Origin of the sequence: Methylobacterium sp. B4 (assembly GCF_003201865.1) — a bacterium.
Classification (GTDB): Bacteria; Pseudomonadota; Alphaproteobacteria; order Rhizobiales; family Beijerinckiaceae; genus Methylobacterium.
Genome location: NZ_QJJJ01000019.1, coordinates 22,311 through 36,536, shown reverse-complemented (window position 1 = coordinate 36,536; position 14,226 = coordinate 22,311). Strand labels below are relative to the sequence as shown.

At 68.4% G+C, this 14,226-nt stretch carries 13 protein-coding genes; 8 read left to right on the top strand and 5 right to left on the bottom strand.

The window, feature by feature from the left end; translation table 11 throughout:
• Position 1: 1 nt before the first annotated feature.
• From BY998_RS18800 to BY998_RS18780, 5 genes are all read left to right on the top strand, one after another.
• Positions 2-325 (top strand): hypothetical protein, encoded by a 324-nt coding sequence (locus BY998_RS18800; protein ID WP_110353129.1) that lies wholly within the window; start codon positions 2-4, stop codon positions 323-325.
• 74 nt (positions 326-399) lie between these two features.
• A complete protein-coding gene (locus BY998_RS18795; protein WP_110353128.1) occupies positions 400-1,995 on the top strand; it encodes a cytochrome c in 1,596 nt (531 codons plus the stop codon).
• A gap of 117 nt (positions 1,996-2,112) precedes the next feature.
• Positions 2,113-3,105 (top strand): phosphogluconate dehydrogenase (NAD(+)-dependent, decarboxylating), encoded by a 993-nt coding sequence (gnd, locus tag BY998_RS18790; protein ID WP_110353127.1) that lies wholly within the window; start codon positions 2,113-2,115, stop codon positions 3,103-3,105.
• A complete protein-coding gene (gene pgl / locus BY998_RS18785) occupies positions 3,102-3,833 on the top strand; it encodes a 6-phosphogluconolactonase (RefSeq protein WP_110353126.1) in 732 nt (243 codons plus the stop codon). The genes gnd and pgl overlap by 4 nt, the downstream gene beginning before the upstream one ends.
• 192 nt (positions 3,834-4,025) lie before the next feature.
• Positions 4,026-4,445 carry a hypothetical protein gene (locus BY998_RS18780; protein ID WP_146221810.1) on the top strand — a complete coding sequence of 140 codons (420 nt, stop codon included), beginning with the start codon at positions 4,026-4,028 and terminating at the stop codon, positions 4,443-4,445.
• A 289-nt stretch (positions 4,446-4,734) separates the two neighbouring features.
• Here BY998_RS18780 and BY998_RS18775 read toward each other — a convergent pair whose 3' ends face one another.
• Entirely contained in the window at positions 4,735-6,507 is a 1,773-nt protein-coding gene (locus BY998_RS18775) for a glucan ABC transporter ATP-binding protein/ permease (protein ID WP_110353124.1), read from the bottom strand.
• Positions 6,508-6,773: 266 nt separating this feature from the next.
• On the opposite strand from BY998_RS18775, the gene BY998_RS18770 reads away from it, so the two are divergent.
• Together BY998_RS18770 and BY998_RS18765 are read left to right on the top strand one after the other, a co-directional pair.
• Positions 6,774-7,547, top strand: a complete 774-nt coding sequence (locus BY998_RS18770) for a MotA/TolQ/ExbB proton channel family protein (RefSeq protein WP_110353123.1) — start codon at positions 6,774-6,776, stop codon at positions 7,545-7,547.
• A gap of 14 nt (positions 7,548-7,561) precedes the next feature.
• On the top strand, positions 7,562-8,395 hold the full coding sequence (locus BY998_RS18765; RefSeq protein WP_110353122.1) for a flagellar motor protein MotB: 834 nt from the start codon (positions 7,562-7,564) through the stop codon (positions 8,393-8,395).
• Between the two features lie 4 nt (positions 8,396-8,399).
• On the opposite strand, the gene BY998_RS18760 is transcribed toward BY998_RS18765, so the two are convergent.
• Together BY998_RS18760 and BY998_RS18755 are read right to left on the bottom strand one after the other, a co-directional pair.
• Positions 8,400-8,891 (bottom strand): CAP domain-containing protein, encoded by a 492-nt coding sequence (locus BY998_RS18760; protein WP_110353121.1) that lies wholly within the window; start codon positions 8,889-8,891, stop codon positions 8,400-8,402.
• A 141-nt stretch (positions 8,892-9,032) separates the two neighbouring features.
• Positions 9,033-11,759 carry a DUF3772 domain-containing protein gene (locus BY998_RS18755; protein ID WP_110353185.1) on the bottom strand — a complete coding sequence of 909 codons (2,727 nt, stop codon included), beginning with the start codon at positions 11,757-11,759 and terminating at the stop codon, positions 9,033-9,035.
• A 686-nt stretch (positions 11,760-12,445) separates the two neighbouring features.
• On the opposite strand from BY998_RS18755, the gene BY998_RS18750 reads away from it, so the two are divergent.
• Positions 12,446-12,994: an HNH endonuclease gene (locus BY998_RS18750; RefSeq protein WP_110353120.1), complete on the top strand. Its 549-nt coding sequence runs from the start codon at positions 12,446-12,448 to the stop codon at positions 12,992-12,994.
• Positions 12,995-13,006: 12 nt separating this feature from the next.
• Here BY998_RS18750 and BY998_RS18745 read toward each other — a convergent pair whose 3' ends face one another.
• Together BY998_RS18745 and BY998_RS18740 are read right to left on the bottom strand one after the other, a co-directional pair.
• The gene (locus BY998_RS18745; RefSeq protein ID WP_110353119.1) at positions 13,007-13,249 is read right to left on the bottom strand and encodes a hypothetical protein; all 243 of its coding nucleotides are present in this window, start codon (positions 13,247-13,249) and stop codon (positions 13,007-13,009) included.
• Between the two features lie 23 nt (positions 13,250-13,272).
• On the bottom strand, positions 13,273-14,169 hold the full coding sequence (locus BY998_RS18740) for an outer membrane beta-barrel protein (protein WP_110353118.1): 897 nt from the start codon (positions 14,167-14,169) through the stop codon (positions 13,273-13,275).
• Positions 14,170-14,226: the final 57 nt, after the last annotated feature.

Genomic DNA, 14,226 nt, shown 5'->3' with positions numbered 1-14,226 from the left:
CGTGGCCGAACTCTTCGCGTCCGGGCAGATCGTCGACGCGATCCTCGTTCTGGTCGGGCTGGAGGCGCTGCTGCTCCTGGCCCTCCGGGCGCGACGGGGCGGCGGGCCGGCGCCCGCATCGCTCCTGGCCAATCTCGCCTCCGGCGCCGCCCTGATGCTGAGTCTGCGCGCGGCGCTGACCGGGGCGGCCTGGCCCGTCGTGGCCGGCTGGCTGACGGTCTCCCTCTTCGCGCATCTCGCCGAGATGACGCTGCGCTTCCGCCGCGCTGCCGAACATCCTCGCGCGGCCGTGATCGTGCCGGCCGGAACAACCGTAGATGAGTAGCGTTGCGTGCGCTCCGGCGAACATCCTGGAATGATTCTGCGCTGATCGTCCCCGCACATCTGGAGAACGGGCCCATGACACGCCTCACCGCTCTCGGCTCCGGATGGCTGGCGCTGGCCTTGCTCTTCCCCGCCGCGCCGGCCGGAGCCCAGGAGGCGGAGGCCGACCTGATCAAGCGCGGCGAATATCTCGTGACGGCGGGCGATTGCGTGGCCTGCCACACCAAGCCGGGCGGCAAGTTCCTGGCCGGCAATTACACTCTCGACACGCCGATCGGCGCGATCAAGACGCCCAACCTTACGCCGGATGACGAGACCGGCATCGGCAAATGGTCCTACGAGACCTTCGAGAAGGCGTTCCGCCAGGGCATCGGCGACGAGGGCGAGTATCTCTACCCGGCTTTCCCCTTCGGCTGGTACACGAAGGTCAGCGACGAGGACACGCGGGCGATCTTCGCCTACCTCAAGTCCCTGCCGGCCGTGAAGGAGAAGCGGGAAGAGAGCAACATCCCCTTCCCCTTCAACATCCGCACTGCCCTGATCACGTGGCGCACCGCCTTCTTCACGGAAGGCCGTTTTCAGCCCGATCCCAAGGCCAGCGCGGAGGTCAATCGCGGCGGCTACCTCGTGGAAGGCCTCGGCCATTGCGGGATGTGCCACAACGAGCGCAAGCTCGTCGGCAACACAAGTCTCGCGGGCAAGTTCGGCGGCGGCGTCATCGACGGCTGGTACGCGCCCAACATCACGCCGGACGGGCACCAGGGCATCGGAGCCTGGAGCGACGACGAGGTCGTGACCTACCTCAAGACCGGCACGGCCCCCGGCAATCGGCCCGGCGTCGCGGCCGGACCGATGCGGCAGACCATCGAGGAATCGCTCTCCAAGATGACGGAGGCCGACCTCAAGGCGATGGTGGCCTACCTGCGCACGATTCCCGCCAAGCAGACCTACAAGGAGAAGGATCTGCAGGCCTTCAACCAGCCGGGCGCGCCGGGAGCCGACACCTACCTGACCTACTGCTCCTCCTGCCACAAGCCGGACGGCAAGGGCATCGAGGGCGCGGTGCCGGCACTCGCCGGCAACACTTCGGTCCAGTCGGCCGGGCCGGAGACGGTCATCAACGTGATCGTCGGCGGACTCGCGGCGCAGAGCGGCTATGCGCCGATGCCGGCCATCGGCCAGGAGATGACCGACCAGCAGATCAAGGACGTGACCGACTACATCCGCAATTCCTGGGGCAACAAGGCCCCGGTCGTGTCCGAGACCGGCGTCGTCGCCACCGCGCGGGGCAAGATCAAGACCATGATGGCGGGCAACGCGCCCTGCTCGACCATCGACGACGAGCGGCTGAAGGCGGGCGTCGCGCAGGCTGTCGGCGGCGACACGCTCAAGGGCCTCAAGCCGAACGATTTCGTCCCCGTGCTCGCCCGCATCGCGCCGCAGGTGAAGGCCGCGGTGCCGGAGGCCGGCGACGATGCTGTCGTGAACGGTCTGCTCTCGGCCTTCTGCACGGCCAACCGCAGCGAGAAGGAGGCCGAGCCGCTGCCCTGGTCGGCGACCATCGGATCCTTCGGCAACGTCGCCTACAGCCAGGTCAAGAACCCGGAGAAGCGGATGGAGGCCGGCACCGGCCGGGTCCCGACCTCTCCCACCATGCCGCCCAAGCCCTGATCCCGGCGCAGCCCTCCCGCTCCGGCGGGAACGGGCGCTGTGCCGAAACGTTCGAACGGCGAACCCGTGAATGGCTGCGCTCGGGCACGCACCCGACGCCGATGGGAGTTCGAGCGAATGCAACTCGGCATGATCGGCCTCGGCCGGATGGGGGGCAACATCGTCCGCCGCCTCCTGCGCGACGGGCACAGCGCAGTGGTCTACGACCGCGATCCGGCGGCGGTGGAGACCCTGGTGGCGGACGGGGCGACCGCCGCGTCCGGCCTCGAAGACTTCATTGCGAAGCTGGAGCTTCCCCGCACCGCCTGGGTCATGCTGCCCGCCGGCGCCATCACCGAGGAGACGGTGACGGCGCTCGGTGGACTGATGAGCGCCGACGATTGCATCATCGACGGCGGAAATTCGTTCTATCAGGACGACGTGCGCCGCGCCCTCGAACTGAACGAGCGCGGCATCCATTACGTCGATGTCGGTACCTCGGGCGGGGTCTGGGGGCTCGAGCGCGGCTACTGCATGATGATCGGCGGCCACAAGGAGGCCGTCGACCGCCTCGACCCGATCTTCCGCACCCTAGCGCCGGGCCTCGGAGAGATTCCCCGCACCCCGGGCCGCGACGGCCGCGACCCGCGGGCCGAGCAGGGCTACATCCATGCGGGTCCGAGCGGCGCCGGCCACTTCGTGAAGATGATTCACAACGGGATCGAGTACGGGCTGATGCAGGCCTATGCCGAGGGCTTCGACATCCTGCGCCACGCCAACTCGCCCGAACTGCCGGAAGAGCGCCGCTTCGATCTCAATCTCGGCGACATCGCCGAGGTCTGGCGGCGCGGCAGCGTCGTCTCGTCCTGGCTCCTCGATCTCACCGCATCGGCGCTGGCGAGCGACGAGCGGCTCGAAAACTTCTCGGGCTATGTCGAGGATTCGGGCGAGGGGCGCTGGACGATCAACGCGGCCATCGAGGAGGCCGTGCCGGCCACGGTGCTCTCGGCTGCCCTCTATCGCCGCTTCCGCTCCCGAGAGGACGAGAGTTACGCGGACAAGGTTCTCTCGGCCATGCGAAAGGGCTTCGGCGGCCACAAGGAACCCCCGCGCCGCGGACCGGCACCATGATCCCGCTTCCTCCGAACACCGAACTGATGCCCGATGCCGAGTCGACGGCCCGCGCGGCTGCCGAGCATCTGCTGGACATGGCGTCGAGCGCCTCGGGCGAGCGGGTCGCGATCTGCCTTTCCGGTGGCTCGACGCCTAAGCGCCTCTATGCTCTGCTGGCCTCGCCCGGCTTCGTCGAGCGGGTGCCGTGGTCGCGCATCCATTGGTTCTTCGGCGACGACCGGGTGGTGCCGTGGGACGATCCCTTGAGCAATGTCCGCATGGTGCGCGAAGCCTTTGGCCACGAGTCGCCGGTCCCGGCGACGCATCTCCACTTCATCCCCTCCGACGAGGGGCCGGAGGCCGGCGCCCGCGCCTACGCGGCCACGCTCCAGGACTTCTACGGGGCCGGACGGTTCGATCCGGAAAGGCCGTTGTTCGATCTCGTCCTGCTCGGCCTCGGCAGCGACGGGCATACCGCTTCGCTTTTTCCCGGCAAGCCGGCACTGGCCGAGCGTCAGGCCTGGGCCGCCCCGGTGCCCGAGGCGGGCATGGAGCCGTTCGTGCCGCGGATCACCCTCACCTTCCCGGCGCTCGCCTCGTCCCGCTCCGTGCTGTTCCTCGTCAACGGTGCGGGCAAGCGTGCGCCCCTGCAACGCCTCGCCGACGGCGAGGATCTGCCGGCCCGGCATGTCGAGAGCGTCGGCACGGTCCGCTGGTACATCGACCGTGAGGCGGCCGACGCCTGATCGGGCGGAGGCTCCTCCGCCTCAATTTCGCTCCGGATCTTGCCGGTGTGTCGACGGAGATTCGTCAACGACACCAGGAGTCAGCTCATGTTCGGAGCTGAGACAGCCACCGTGCGGGACCTGCCGCCGCTGAGCCGACAGCCGCGTTTTCATCTGCGCCGCAACCGTATCTTGCCGGGACCGTTGGCGCCGGTGCGGCGGCAGACGCGGCGGCCGGGCTTGGCCGTCTATGGCGGCCTCGTGGGACTGTCGCTCGCGGTGACCCTGATCGTCGCGCCCTCTCTCCGCGAGACTGCGCCGATCGCCCCGGAGCCGGCTCCCGTCGCCGAGTCGCCTCGCGACGTGTCCGAGCCCGTCCGAGTGATCGGTGCGGCTCAGCCCGTATCGTCTGCGGAGACCGCGCCTGTGGAGACCGCGGCTGCGGAGCCGGCCGAGACCATCCCTGCCGTCTTGCCGCCTGTGGCCGAACCCGTGAGGCAGGCGGCGGCACCCGCGGTCGATCTCGGCCCGCTGCCGGTGCTGGAACTCGACCCGACGGCCTTCGACGCGATGCAGGCCCCGGATGCCGACGAGACGCCCCGCCCGGCGCCGCGCGGAGCCCGTCGCCCCTGAGTCGGGGCCGGGTCACATCCCATACGGCATTCGCCTGATGACTTCGGCACCTTCCTTCGTCCTCGCGGTGCGAAGCCGAAGCCATCCAGGTCGCAGCGCTGCCCGGAACGGTCGCCTCTTGGATCGCTTCGCGCACGCCCGCGATGACGGCAGGTGCGCTGAACCCGAAGCGAACATCCGGGAACGGGATCAAACGAAAAGCCCCACCCGATCGACCTGATCGGATGGGGCTGACGAGAGCTCTCGGGCTGACGCCCCGGCCCGCCGCGAGGACGGCCTGTCGGTGGCTTCAGGCCGCCAGCGGCATATCCTCGTCCGTCTCCGCCGCCATGAACTGCGCCTTGGCGAGTTCGGCGAAGCGCTGGTTGAGGGCGACCAGCTCATCGAAGGTGCCGGCTTCCACGATTCGGCCCTCCTCGAACACCAGGATGCGGTCGGCATTGCGGATCGTCGCGAGGCGGTGCGCGATCACGAAGGTGGTGCGCCCCTCCATCACCGTCTCCAGCGCCTGCTGCAGCTTGCGCTCGGTGGCGGCATCGAGCGCGCTGGTGGCCTCGTCGAGGATCAGCACGGGCGGGTTCTTCAAAAGCGCCCGGGCGATCGACAGGCGCTGGCGCTCGCCGCCCGAGAGCGACCGGCCGCGCTCGCCGATGACCGTGTCGAGTCCGTCGAGCTGCCGGGCCATGAACTCACCGGCCTGGGCGCGTGCCAGCGCGTCGAGCATCTCCTCGTCGGTCGCGTCGGGACGGCCGACCTGAAGGTTCTCGCGGATCGAGCGGTTGAACAGCATCGGCTCCTGGAACACCACGCCGATGTTGTGGCGCAGGGACGAGAGGCCGATGTCGCGGATGTCGGTGCCGTCGATGCGGATGGCGCCGCTCTCGGGGTCGAAGGTCCGATGCAGCAGGCCGAGCGTGGTCGACTTGCCCGAGCCGGTGGTGCCGACGAGGGCCACGGTCTCGCCGGGCAGGGCCGCGAAGGACACGCCGTCCAGGGCCTTGCGGCGGCCGTCATAGGTGAAGGCGACCTCGTCGAACTCGACCGCGCCGTCGAAGCGGGCGACCTGCTTGGCATGCGGCCGGTCGCGCACGGTCGGCACGGTATCGATCACTTCGAAGAACTCGCGCATCTTCGGCGCCTGCATGAACACGCCGTTGACGAAGGTGACGACGTGGTCGAGCTTCGTCACCAGCATGGTGGCGAGGCTCATGAAGGCGACGATCTCGCCCACCGTCGCGGCCCCCTTCTGGTGCAGGGCGATGCCGGTGATGAAGATGGCCGTCATGGTCAGGGTGCCGGAGGCGCGGGTGGCGACATTGGCCATCGCCCACCACGACAGCACGGGGATCTGAACCCGCAGCAGGTCGTGGATGATGGTGCGCATCGCCTCCTTCTCGGCCCGGGCCCGGGTGAAGGACTGGATCACGGCGACGTTGCCCAGCGCGTCCGAGGCGTGCGCGGCCAGACCCGACTGGAACTGCTCGACCTCGCCCTGAAGGGTCTCGGTCCGGCGCAGCACGTAGCTGGCGAGCGCGGTGAAGACGAGGACCAGCACGACGAGGATCGCGCCGAGACGCCAGTTCACGAGCAGCGTGAGCGGCAGCAGCACGCCGACGGAGAGCAGGGCGGCGAAGTGCTCGCGGAAGAAGCCGAGCCACAGCCACGCCATGCCGTTGGTGCCCTCCAGCATCGCCTTCAGCACGCGGCCGGAATGGTTGGAGGAGTGGAAGGCCAGCGGCAGTTCGAGCACGTGCTCGAAGAAGTTCGCCATGGTGGCGAGCCGGTTGCGGTGGGCCAGGCGGTCGGAGTGCAGGGCGATGGCCACGCCCGCGCCGATGGTGAACAGGCCGAACACCACCCAGGCCACGATCCACGGGGCGAGCGCCGTCGCGGGGGTATCCTTCGAGAGATGGGTCAGGCCGTCGATGATGCGGCCCATGATCAACGGCTCGGCGAAGGCCGCGACCGAGAGGGCGACGTTGGCCGCGATCAGGCCGACCGCCAGCCGCTTCTCGGCTCCGAGCAAGCCGAGCACCCGCGCATAGAGGCGAATTATCGACATCCTGCTTCCGCTCCCCGCCCCATTCGGCCTTGGCCGAGGGGATCTTTGAGATTGGCCGGGCCCTCCCGGCACCGCTCGCCCTCGCACCTGCCACGCCATGCGTGCAGCCACTCCGGCAACCGGTATGGGAACTTATGCTGCGCTTCCCCTGAACGGCACATGACGGCCCGAGGCCGATCGGGCCAAGCCCTTTACCGTTCTTTCAGCCTGTTTTTTTAGAGATGTGTCACGGCCCGCTTCATCGGCCGGGATCGGGCGTCTCATCCATGGATCTCGCAACCGGTATCGGGCTGGTCTCCGGCATCGGCGTGGTGTTCACGCTGATCATGATCGATGGCGGCAACTTCGCCGCCTATTTCGACAAGCACGCGGTGATCGTGATCTTCGGCGGCGCCATCGCCGCCACCATGATTCGCTTCCCCTTTTCGACCATGCTGCACGGGCTTCCGATGGGCCTGCGCTACGCCTTCACCATGCGCTCGGTGAAGCCGCACGACCTGATCGAGGAAATCACCAAGATCGCCGAAGTCGTGCGCAAGTCCGGCCCGATCGCGCTGGAAAGCATGGAAATCTCCGACCCGTTCCTGGCCCAGGGCGCCCGCTACATCGCCGACGGCTACGACCGCGACTTCATCCGCGACACGATGGAGCGCGACCGGGACAACTTCCTGATGCATCTCGATGAGGGTTCGAAGATCTACCGCGCCTTCGGCGACTGCGCTCCGGCCTGGGGCATGATCGGCACCATCCTCGGCATGGTGACGATGTTCGCCAACATGTCCGATCCCTCGAAGCTCGGCCCCGCCATGGCGACGGCGCTGCTGGCGACCCTGTACGGCGCGCTGATCGCCAACCTCGCCGCCCTTCCGATCGCCGACAAGCTGCACGTGAAGCTGGAGGAGGAAGACGTGTCGCGCTCCCTCATCATCGACGGCATCCTGCTGATCCGCGACCAGAAGAGCGCCTCGCTGGTGCGCGAGATGCTGATCGCCTACCTGCCCGCCCACCACCGCGAGGATCTCGCCGCGGAAGCGGCGTGACGGGAGATTAGTCGGTGGCCAAAAAGAAGCGCGGCGGCGCACATGGCGGTCACGGCTGGTTCGTGACCTTCGCCGATTTGATGGCGCTCCTCATGAGCTTCTTCGTGATGATCGCCGCCTATTCCACGCAGGACCAGAAGAAGCTTCAGGTCGTCGCCGGCTCGATGCGCGACGCCTTCGGCGTGAACAAGGAATCGAAATTCGCGGGCATCCTCGAAAGCGAGGGGATACCGACCGCCGACAAGCTCAAGCACCTGCGCGACGTCTCGCCCGATCGCGCCACCGACCGCACCACCCCGCCGCAGATCGACAGCGGCCTCGACGACGGCATTCCCGATCGCGGCTACCCGGACGCCTACGGACAGGCCGCCGCCTCGCTGCGGCAGGCGATGCAGGACATGCCCGAGGTGGCGGAACTGTCCAAGAACGTCATCATCGCGCCGAGCCGCAAGGGGCTCGATGTCTCGATCGTGGATCAGGATGGACGCTCGATGTTCCCGGAGGGATCGAGCCGGCCCAACGACCGAACCCGACGCCTGCTGGAGCGCCTCGCCCCGACCTTGATGAAGCTGCCCAACCGCATCGCGGTCACGGGCTTCACCGCGACGGCCCGCCCCGGCACCCGCGACACCGTTCCGCCCTGGGAACTCTCGGCCAACCGCGCCATCAGCGTACGCGAAATCCTGGCCAATGCCGGGCTGCCGGACAACCGCTTCGCCTCCGTCGCCGGCAAGGCCGACACGGAGCCGATGTTTCCCGACAATCCCTATCTGGCCGCCAACCGCCGGGTGACCGTGACGCTGCTGTCCGAAGCGCCGCCGACGCCGAACGGCAAGATCGTGCCCTGAGCCCCTACTTCGCGACCAGCAGCGCCCAGTAGACCTTGTACTTGGAGCCCGGGGCGTAGGCGGTGGCGATGCCCATCCGGCTCGCTTCGGGAGCGAGCATCACGGCGCGGTGGGGCGGACTGTCGCGCCAGCCCGAGAAGGCCTCGGCCAGGGTGTGGTAGCCCGCGGAGAGGTTGGCGTCGGCATCTTCGTAGCCGAGCCGCGACACCGCCGCCCGCACCGTCTGACTCTTGCTCGGCCGATCGGCCGCCGCCATAGCCGCGGCCTCCGTCTCGGCCAGACGCTGGAGGGCCGGATCGACCGCGAGCGGCGCCGCGCCGTTGTTGCGGCGGTAGGCTGAGATCATGTCCCGCGCCGCCGTCGTATCGACCGAGGTGCTGCCGGTGGTGAGCGGCAGGTACATGGTCGGAAGTCCGCCGGCATCGGGCGCCGTGTCCCGGGCGCAGCCCGACACGAGGGCTGCGAGGGCGAAAGCCGCCGGGGCGGCAAGGACCATTCGATGTCCGGACACGAAAGCTGATTTCCCCGCGAGCGAACATTCGAGGTGGGGCCCGCCCGCGGGAAACTCAAGGTCGAGCGGTTGAACCGTCCCCGCAATTCTCGGGTTCGACACCGTCCGCTCCGTCGAGGAGGGCCGTCAGCCGTGTCGGCGGCGTCCGGTATCCTGTCCCTGGCTCGCGAGGCGGGGTGAATCCTCGCGGGACACTCCCGACTCGTCCGCCTGGTCCTCGCTCGTCGCGGAGCCTGCGGCGGGCTTGGCCGGGGCCGCGATGACGTGCGTGGCCGAGCTCCCGACCGCGCTCGCGATCTGGCCGAGGGCGTCGCGGACCGGCTCCAGCCCCTGCACGGTGATGAAGCTCGAGGCCGGCCCCATCGGCGGGATGAACGCCGCGTCCGCAAGGGTCTTGAAGACCGAGAAGTTCAGGTCGCTCTGCACCTTCTGGCCGAAGTTCACGTCGCTGACGAGCGCGATCAGCTCGAACTCGAGGAAGGGATCGCCGATCTTCTTGAACACCACCCGCGGCGGCGGCTCCTTGAGCACGTCGGGATGCGCACGCGCGCACTCGACCATCATCTCGGCCGCGCGCACCGGGTCCTGATTGCGCAGCACGTTGACGGAGATGATGACCCGGCCGGTGCGATCGCCGCGCACGCGGTTCTTCACGATGCCCGAGATCAGGTTGGAGTTCGGCACGATCACGGCCGAGCGGTCGAAGGTCTGGATCTCGGTGGAGCGCACGGAGATGCGCTTCACGATGCCTTCGCTGTCGCCGATGAGCACCTGATCGCCGACGCGGATCGGGCGCTCCCAGAGCAGCAGCAGGCCCGAGACGAAGTTGTTGACGATCGACTGAAGGCCGAAACCGATACCGACGGAGAGGGCGCCGGCCACGATGGTCAGCTTCTCCAGGCTCAGGCCGAGATAGGAGAAGGACAGGGCGAGCGCGAGCAGGAAGCCGACATAGCCGGCCACCGTCGAGATCGAGTTGCGCAGGCCGGCATCGAGGTCGGTGGCCGGGAGGTAGGTGTTCTCCAGCCAGCGCTGCACGCCGCGGGTGATGAACACGCCGAGCACGAGGATGCCGATGCCGAAGGCGATGGCCGAGAGCGAGATGGTGACGTCGCCGACCTTGAAGCCGAAGAAGGCCGTGCGGACCGAGGAGAACACGTCCGTCGAGTCGAGGCCCCAGGGCGCGAGCGCCAGGAGTGCGGCCACGGCGATCAGCAGCACCCGGGCAAAACCCGTCACGATCACGGCAATCTGGTTGAGCGAGCGCTTGCGCAGGCCGGTATTGGCCTGGAGCGTCGTGGCGATGCGCGTCTCCTCGCACAGGGAGCCGCCGATCAGCACATCGGCGCTGACGATGAGCAGCCAGAGCAGCACGAGGATGCTCGCGGTCCAGATCAGCTGGTCGACGAGGAAGGCCGAGAGCGCGACGTAGCCGACGAGGGGGGCGGCCGCGATCACCGCGACCGCGACCCAGCCGAGCAGGCGCAGGGGACCGCCGACGTTGGCGGAGGTCTCGGTGCCGACATAGGGGCCGAAGCATTCCTCCTCCTTCTCGGCGGTATCGGCGAAGCGGTGCAGGCCGATGGCGAGCAGGAGGGCGGCCGTGACGGCGCCGATGCCGCGCGTGGCGATCGAGATCGGCAGCGCGGCGTAGATCGCCGAGTTCAGCGCCTCCGTGGATTTCGAGACAGTGATGACGACGGCGATGCTGACGGCCAGCGCGGTGATGCGCCACGCGGCCGCGTCGGAGACCGGCGCCGGGCGCCAAGCGGGCTTGTTCACCGCGAGCAGCGCATCCGCGGTCGCCTCGACGAAGGCGATGAAGGCGATACCGCCCAGGATGGCGCTCGCCACCGGAAGGTAGCGGGCCGGCAGCAGCTCGGTGGCGTCGAGAGCGTAGTAGATGGCGTAGCTTCCTGCCACCGCCGGCAGGGTCCCGAGCAGCAGCACGCGCCAGGCGCCCAGCAGCTTGGCGCGCCGGGACGGATTCGTGACGCTGATGTCCCGGCGTCCGAGGGCCGGCGCGATGTTGCGGCGGCCGAAATACAGGGCGAAGGACAGGCCGAAGGCGAGGCCGAGGACCAGCAGATTCCACAGGCTGCCGTTCCGGCGGAACAGGGAGACGGTGTCCTCCAAGCCGGTTTGCAGGGAAGACACGTCGCGTGGGATGTCGGCGGCGACCCGCATCCAGAGGTCGGGGCTGAACAGCGAGGAACTGCGCTCGAGCAGACCGCGGGTGAAGGCGGCGCGGCGGCGGTTCGAGATCTGATCGACGATCTGATCGCTCTGCACCAGCAGCGACTTGGCGAGCCGCTGGGTGCCGTCGATGTCGTTGACCGCCTGCTCACGCTCGGCGCGCTCGCGGGCGACTTCCTCGCCCTCCGCGCCTTCCTTGGGCTTCGGGCCGATCTGTTCGAGGCGTTCCCGGGCGGCTTCGAGCCGCGGCCCCAAAAGATCGATGATCGCGCGCAGCCGGTCGGCCAGCCCGTCCAGCCCGTCGCGGGCGCGGGTCAGATCGCCGGCGCCGACGTTTGGTCCGGTGATCGCCTTCTCGCGCGATTCCAGATCCGCCTTGATGGTGTCGAGCCGTTCGCGAAGCGTCTGCAGCGCTTCGGAGACGGGCTTGGGTGCCGCCGGCTTGGCGGGCGGGGAGGCGCCGTTCGCCGGGGCGGGCTGGCCGTTGGCCGGGGCCGCCGGCGGGGCGGCCTGCTGCGGTGCCGGAGCCTGCGTCGACGGCGGACTCCCCTGCCCCACCGCAGGGTTCGGCAGCGTCGCCGTCGCGGTCAGCGTCGCGATCAGGGCCGTCGCGCGGGCCATGGTGCGAAAACGGCTGGAGAGGAAACGTCGGTGCATCGTCATCCTTCGCGGGGGAAGCGGATCGCGTCGGGCTGCGGCGGCGAGAGGCGGATCGCACGCTCGACGACGCTCCGCGGGTGATCCGGGCGCGAGAGCCGGGCCGGCGACGCTGCCCCGTCAGCTAGGGTCGATCGCCCGCCCGCCGAGAGGCCCATCCCGAAAACTGCCGCAACGCACAAGAGCGCTTCGGATTGCGGCCTGTCTGCTCCCGTAATGGGGCGAAAGCGTGCGGAGGCGCGGAACCGGGATCAGTTTTCGCGGAAAAGCGTGGGCCGCGACGTCGAGGCCGACCCTCCCGCCTTCACAAGCTTGTCACGCTGATATTACACTAAGCCGCGATGGACTTGGCCATATCCTCACGGTGCGAGGAGGCGGCGCTGATCGTCCGCGCTGCCACGCCTCGGTTCGAACCGGCACGATTCGCCGGCAGGAACCGTTGTCGCCGGTCCTATCCCGATATCACAGGCTTCGACCACCCCGCTCCCGCTGCAGCGTCCTTCGTGCGCGCCGGGGCCGGTGCGGTGCGGAGGCGCGCGACGGAACGAAGACCTTTGCCCCGGCATCGCGGGCGATCGCCTTCGGTCTTCCGGCCGTCGCGGGCACGGCATGGCCCTTCGGACCTCAGTCGTCCGAGGCCGAGGCGCCCGAAGGGCGCCGTCACGAGCAGTGAGTGAGTGGCGTCGATGATCGATCTGCAGACCCTGGTGCTCAACGCGGATTACCGGCCGCTTTCCTATAATCCGCTCTCGTTGTGGTCCTGGAAGGACGCGTTCACCGCCCTATTCCTCGACCGCGTCACCTTGGTCGCCAACTACGACGTCGAGGCACACAGCCCGAGCCGGTCCCTCAAGGTGCCGAGCGTGGTCGCCCTCAAGAGCTACGTGGCCCTGGCCCGAAGCCCCGCCTTCACGCGCTACAACATCTACCTGCGCGACACCTTCACCTGCCAGTATTGCGGTCTGCGCCTGCCCTCGGGCGGTCTCACCTTCGACCACGTCGTGCCGCGCTCCCGCGGCGGCCTCTCGACTTGGGAGAACGTCGTGGCCGCCTGCTCACCCTGCAACCTGCGCAAGGCCAACCGGACACCGGACGAGGCGGAGATGCCGCTCCTCAACGAGCCGCACCGGCCGACTCGGCACGAGCTGCACCGCCGCCAGCCGGAATTCGACCACCGCCAATATCATCACACTTGGCTCGACTACCTCTACTGGGACAGCGAGCTGGACATCTGAGCGGGCGCCGTCTCAGCGCAGCCGCTCGGGCGGCGCGTTGAACATCGGCTGGTAGGTCGGCCGCGGCACATAGGCCCGGACGGCGAAAGTCACGGGCGGGCCGGCCCGGAAGCGCGGCGCCGGATCGCGGTAGACGGTTTCGGGCGGAAGCGGCTGGCGCGCGAGCCGCCGCTCCTGGCTGCTGGCTCCGGCCGGCACGAGAGCCGCCGTCAGACCGGCCAGGATCGCGGCCGAGTATGGAAGCAGGCAGCGCATGGTGATCCTCGGTCGGGATGCGGTCAGAACTTGATGGCCGCGCCGCCGCGGACGGTGTTCAGTTCGGCCTTGTGGCCCTGGAAGTCGTTGAAGAGGACGAACTGATACTCGCCGCGCAGCAGGATGTTGGGCGTGATCGCGTATTCGAGACCGGCGCCGAGGGCGACACCCCCGATCGTCACCTTCTTCGTCGCACCGTAGGTTTCCGTCGCCGGCGTGCTCCGGATCGGATTGTTCGGGTTGAAGGTGGTGTAGCCGTATCGGTTGACGAAGTTCTGCGTGCCGTTGGCTTGATTCGCGTTGAAGGCGGCTTGATCGTATCCGTAGCTCTGAATGTCCACGGTATTGCTGACGACGGCCCGACCGATCGCAAGACCCGCGGTCACGTAGGGTAGGAAGTTGCCGAAGGCGTAGCCCGCCCTTCCTCGCACGCTCCCGAAATCCTCGATCTCGGTGCTCGCTTGACCCTTCAGGGCGACGGTCGTCAGGTAGCCGTCTTTGGCGAGGCCGAAGCGGCTGATCTGGTCGAAGGTGCTGCCTCGTTTGCCGAAGAATGTGTAGTCGGCTTCCAGGCCGACCACGACCTCGTCGAACTGGTAGTTGATGCCGGCGAAGGCGCCATAACTGCCGCCCGTCGCGTGGGTCGAGCGGGCTGCCAGCAACTGGGAAGCGTTGAACTCCCCTTCGGCAACCGAGTATCTGAGCGCGTTGGCCACGATCGGCTGGAACGCGTTGCCGAAACCGAGCGCGGCCGAGGAATAGCCGCCATGCCCGCCGACGTAGAACCCGCTCCAATCGATGATCGGAGCTGGTGCGGCGTAATCGTCGTCGGAGCCGCGCAGGACGCCGTAATCGAGATCGGCGGCAAGCGCGGGCGACGCCAGGACAGCAACAACAAGACCCAAGGTCGCGAAACGCATCGTCGTCGTCCTCAAGCACCGGGGCGGTTAAGAGCCGGGCTGACCTGATTATCTTAC

Coding starts and splice junctions, on each gene's coding strand:
- BY998_RS18795 (WP_110353128.1), top strand. CDS start 400: ATGACACGCCTCACCGCTCTCGGCTCCGGATGGCTGGCGCTGGCCTTG.
- gnd (WP_110353127.1), top strand. CDS start 2,113: ATGCAACTCGGCATGATCGGCCTCGGCCGGATGGGGGGCAACATCGTC.
- pgl (WP_110353126.1), top strand. CDS start 3,102: ATGATCCCGCTTCCTCCGAACACCGAACTGATGCCCGATGCCGAGTCG.
- BY998_RS18775 (WP_110353124.1), bottom strand. CDS start 6,507: ATGTCGATAATTCGCCTCTATGCGCGGGTGCTCGGCTTGCTCGGAGCC.
- BY998_RS18770 (WP_110353123.1), top strand. CDS start 6,774: ATGGATCTCGCAACCGGTATCGGGCTGGTCTCCGGCATCGGCGTGGTG.
- BY998_RS18760 (WP_110353121.1), bottom strand. CDS start 8,891: ATGGTCCTTGCCGCCCCGGCGGCTTTCGCCCTCGCAGCCCTCGTGTCG.
- BY998_RS18755 (WP_110353185.1), bottom strand. CDS start 11,759: ATGCACCGACGTTTCCTCTCCAGCCGTTTTCGCACCATGGCCCGCGCG.
- BY998_RS18750 (WP_110353120.1), top strand. CDS start 12,446: ATGATCGATCTGCAGACCCTGGTGCTCAACGCGGATTACCGGCCGCTT.
- BY998_RS18745 (WP_110353119.1), bottom strand. CDS start 13,249: ATGCGCTGCCTGCTTCCATACTCGGCCGCGATCCTGGCCGGTCTGACG.
- BY998_RS18740 (WP_110353118.1), bottom strand. CDS start 14,169: ATGCGTTTCGCGACCTTGGGTCTTGTTGTTGCTGTCCTGGCGTCGCCC.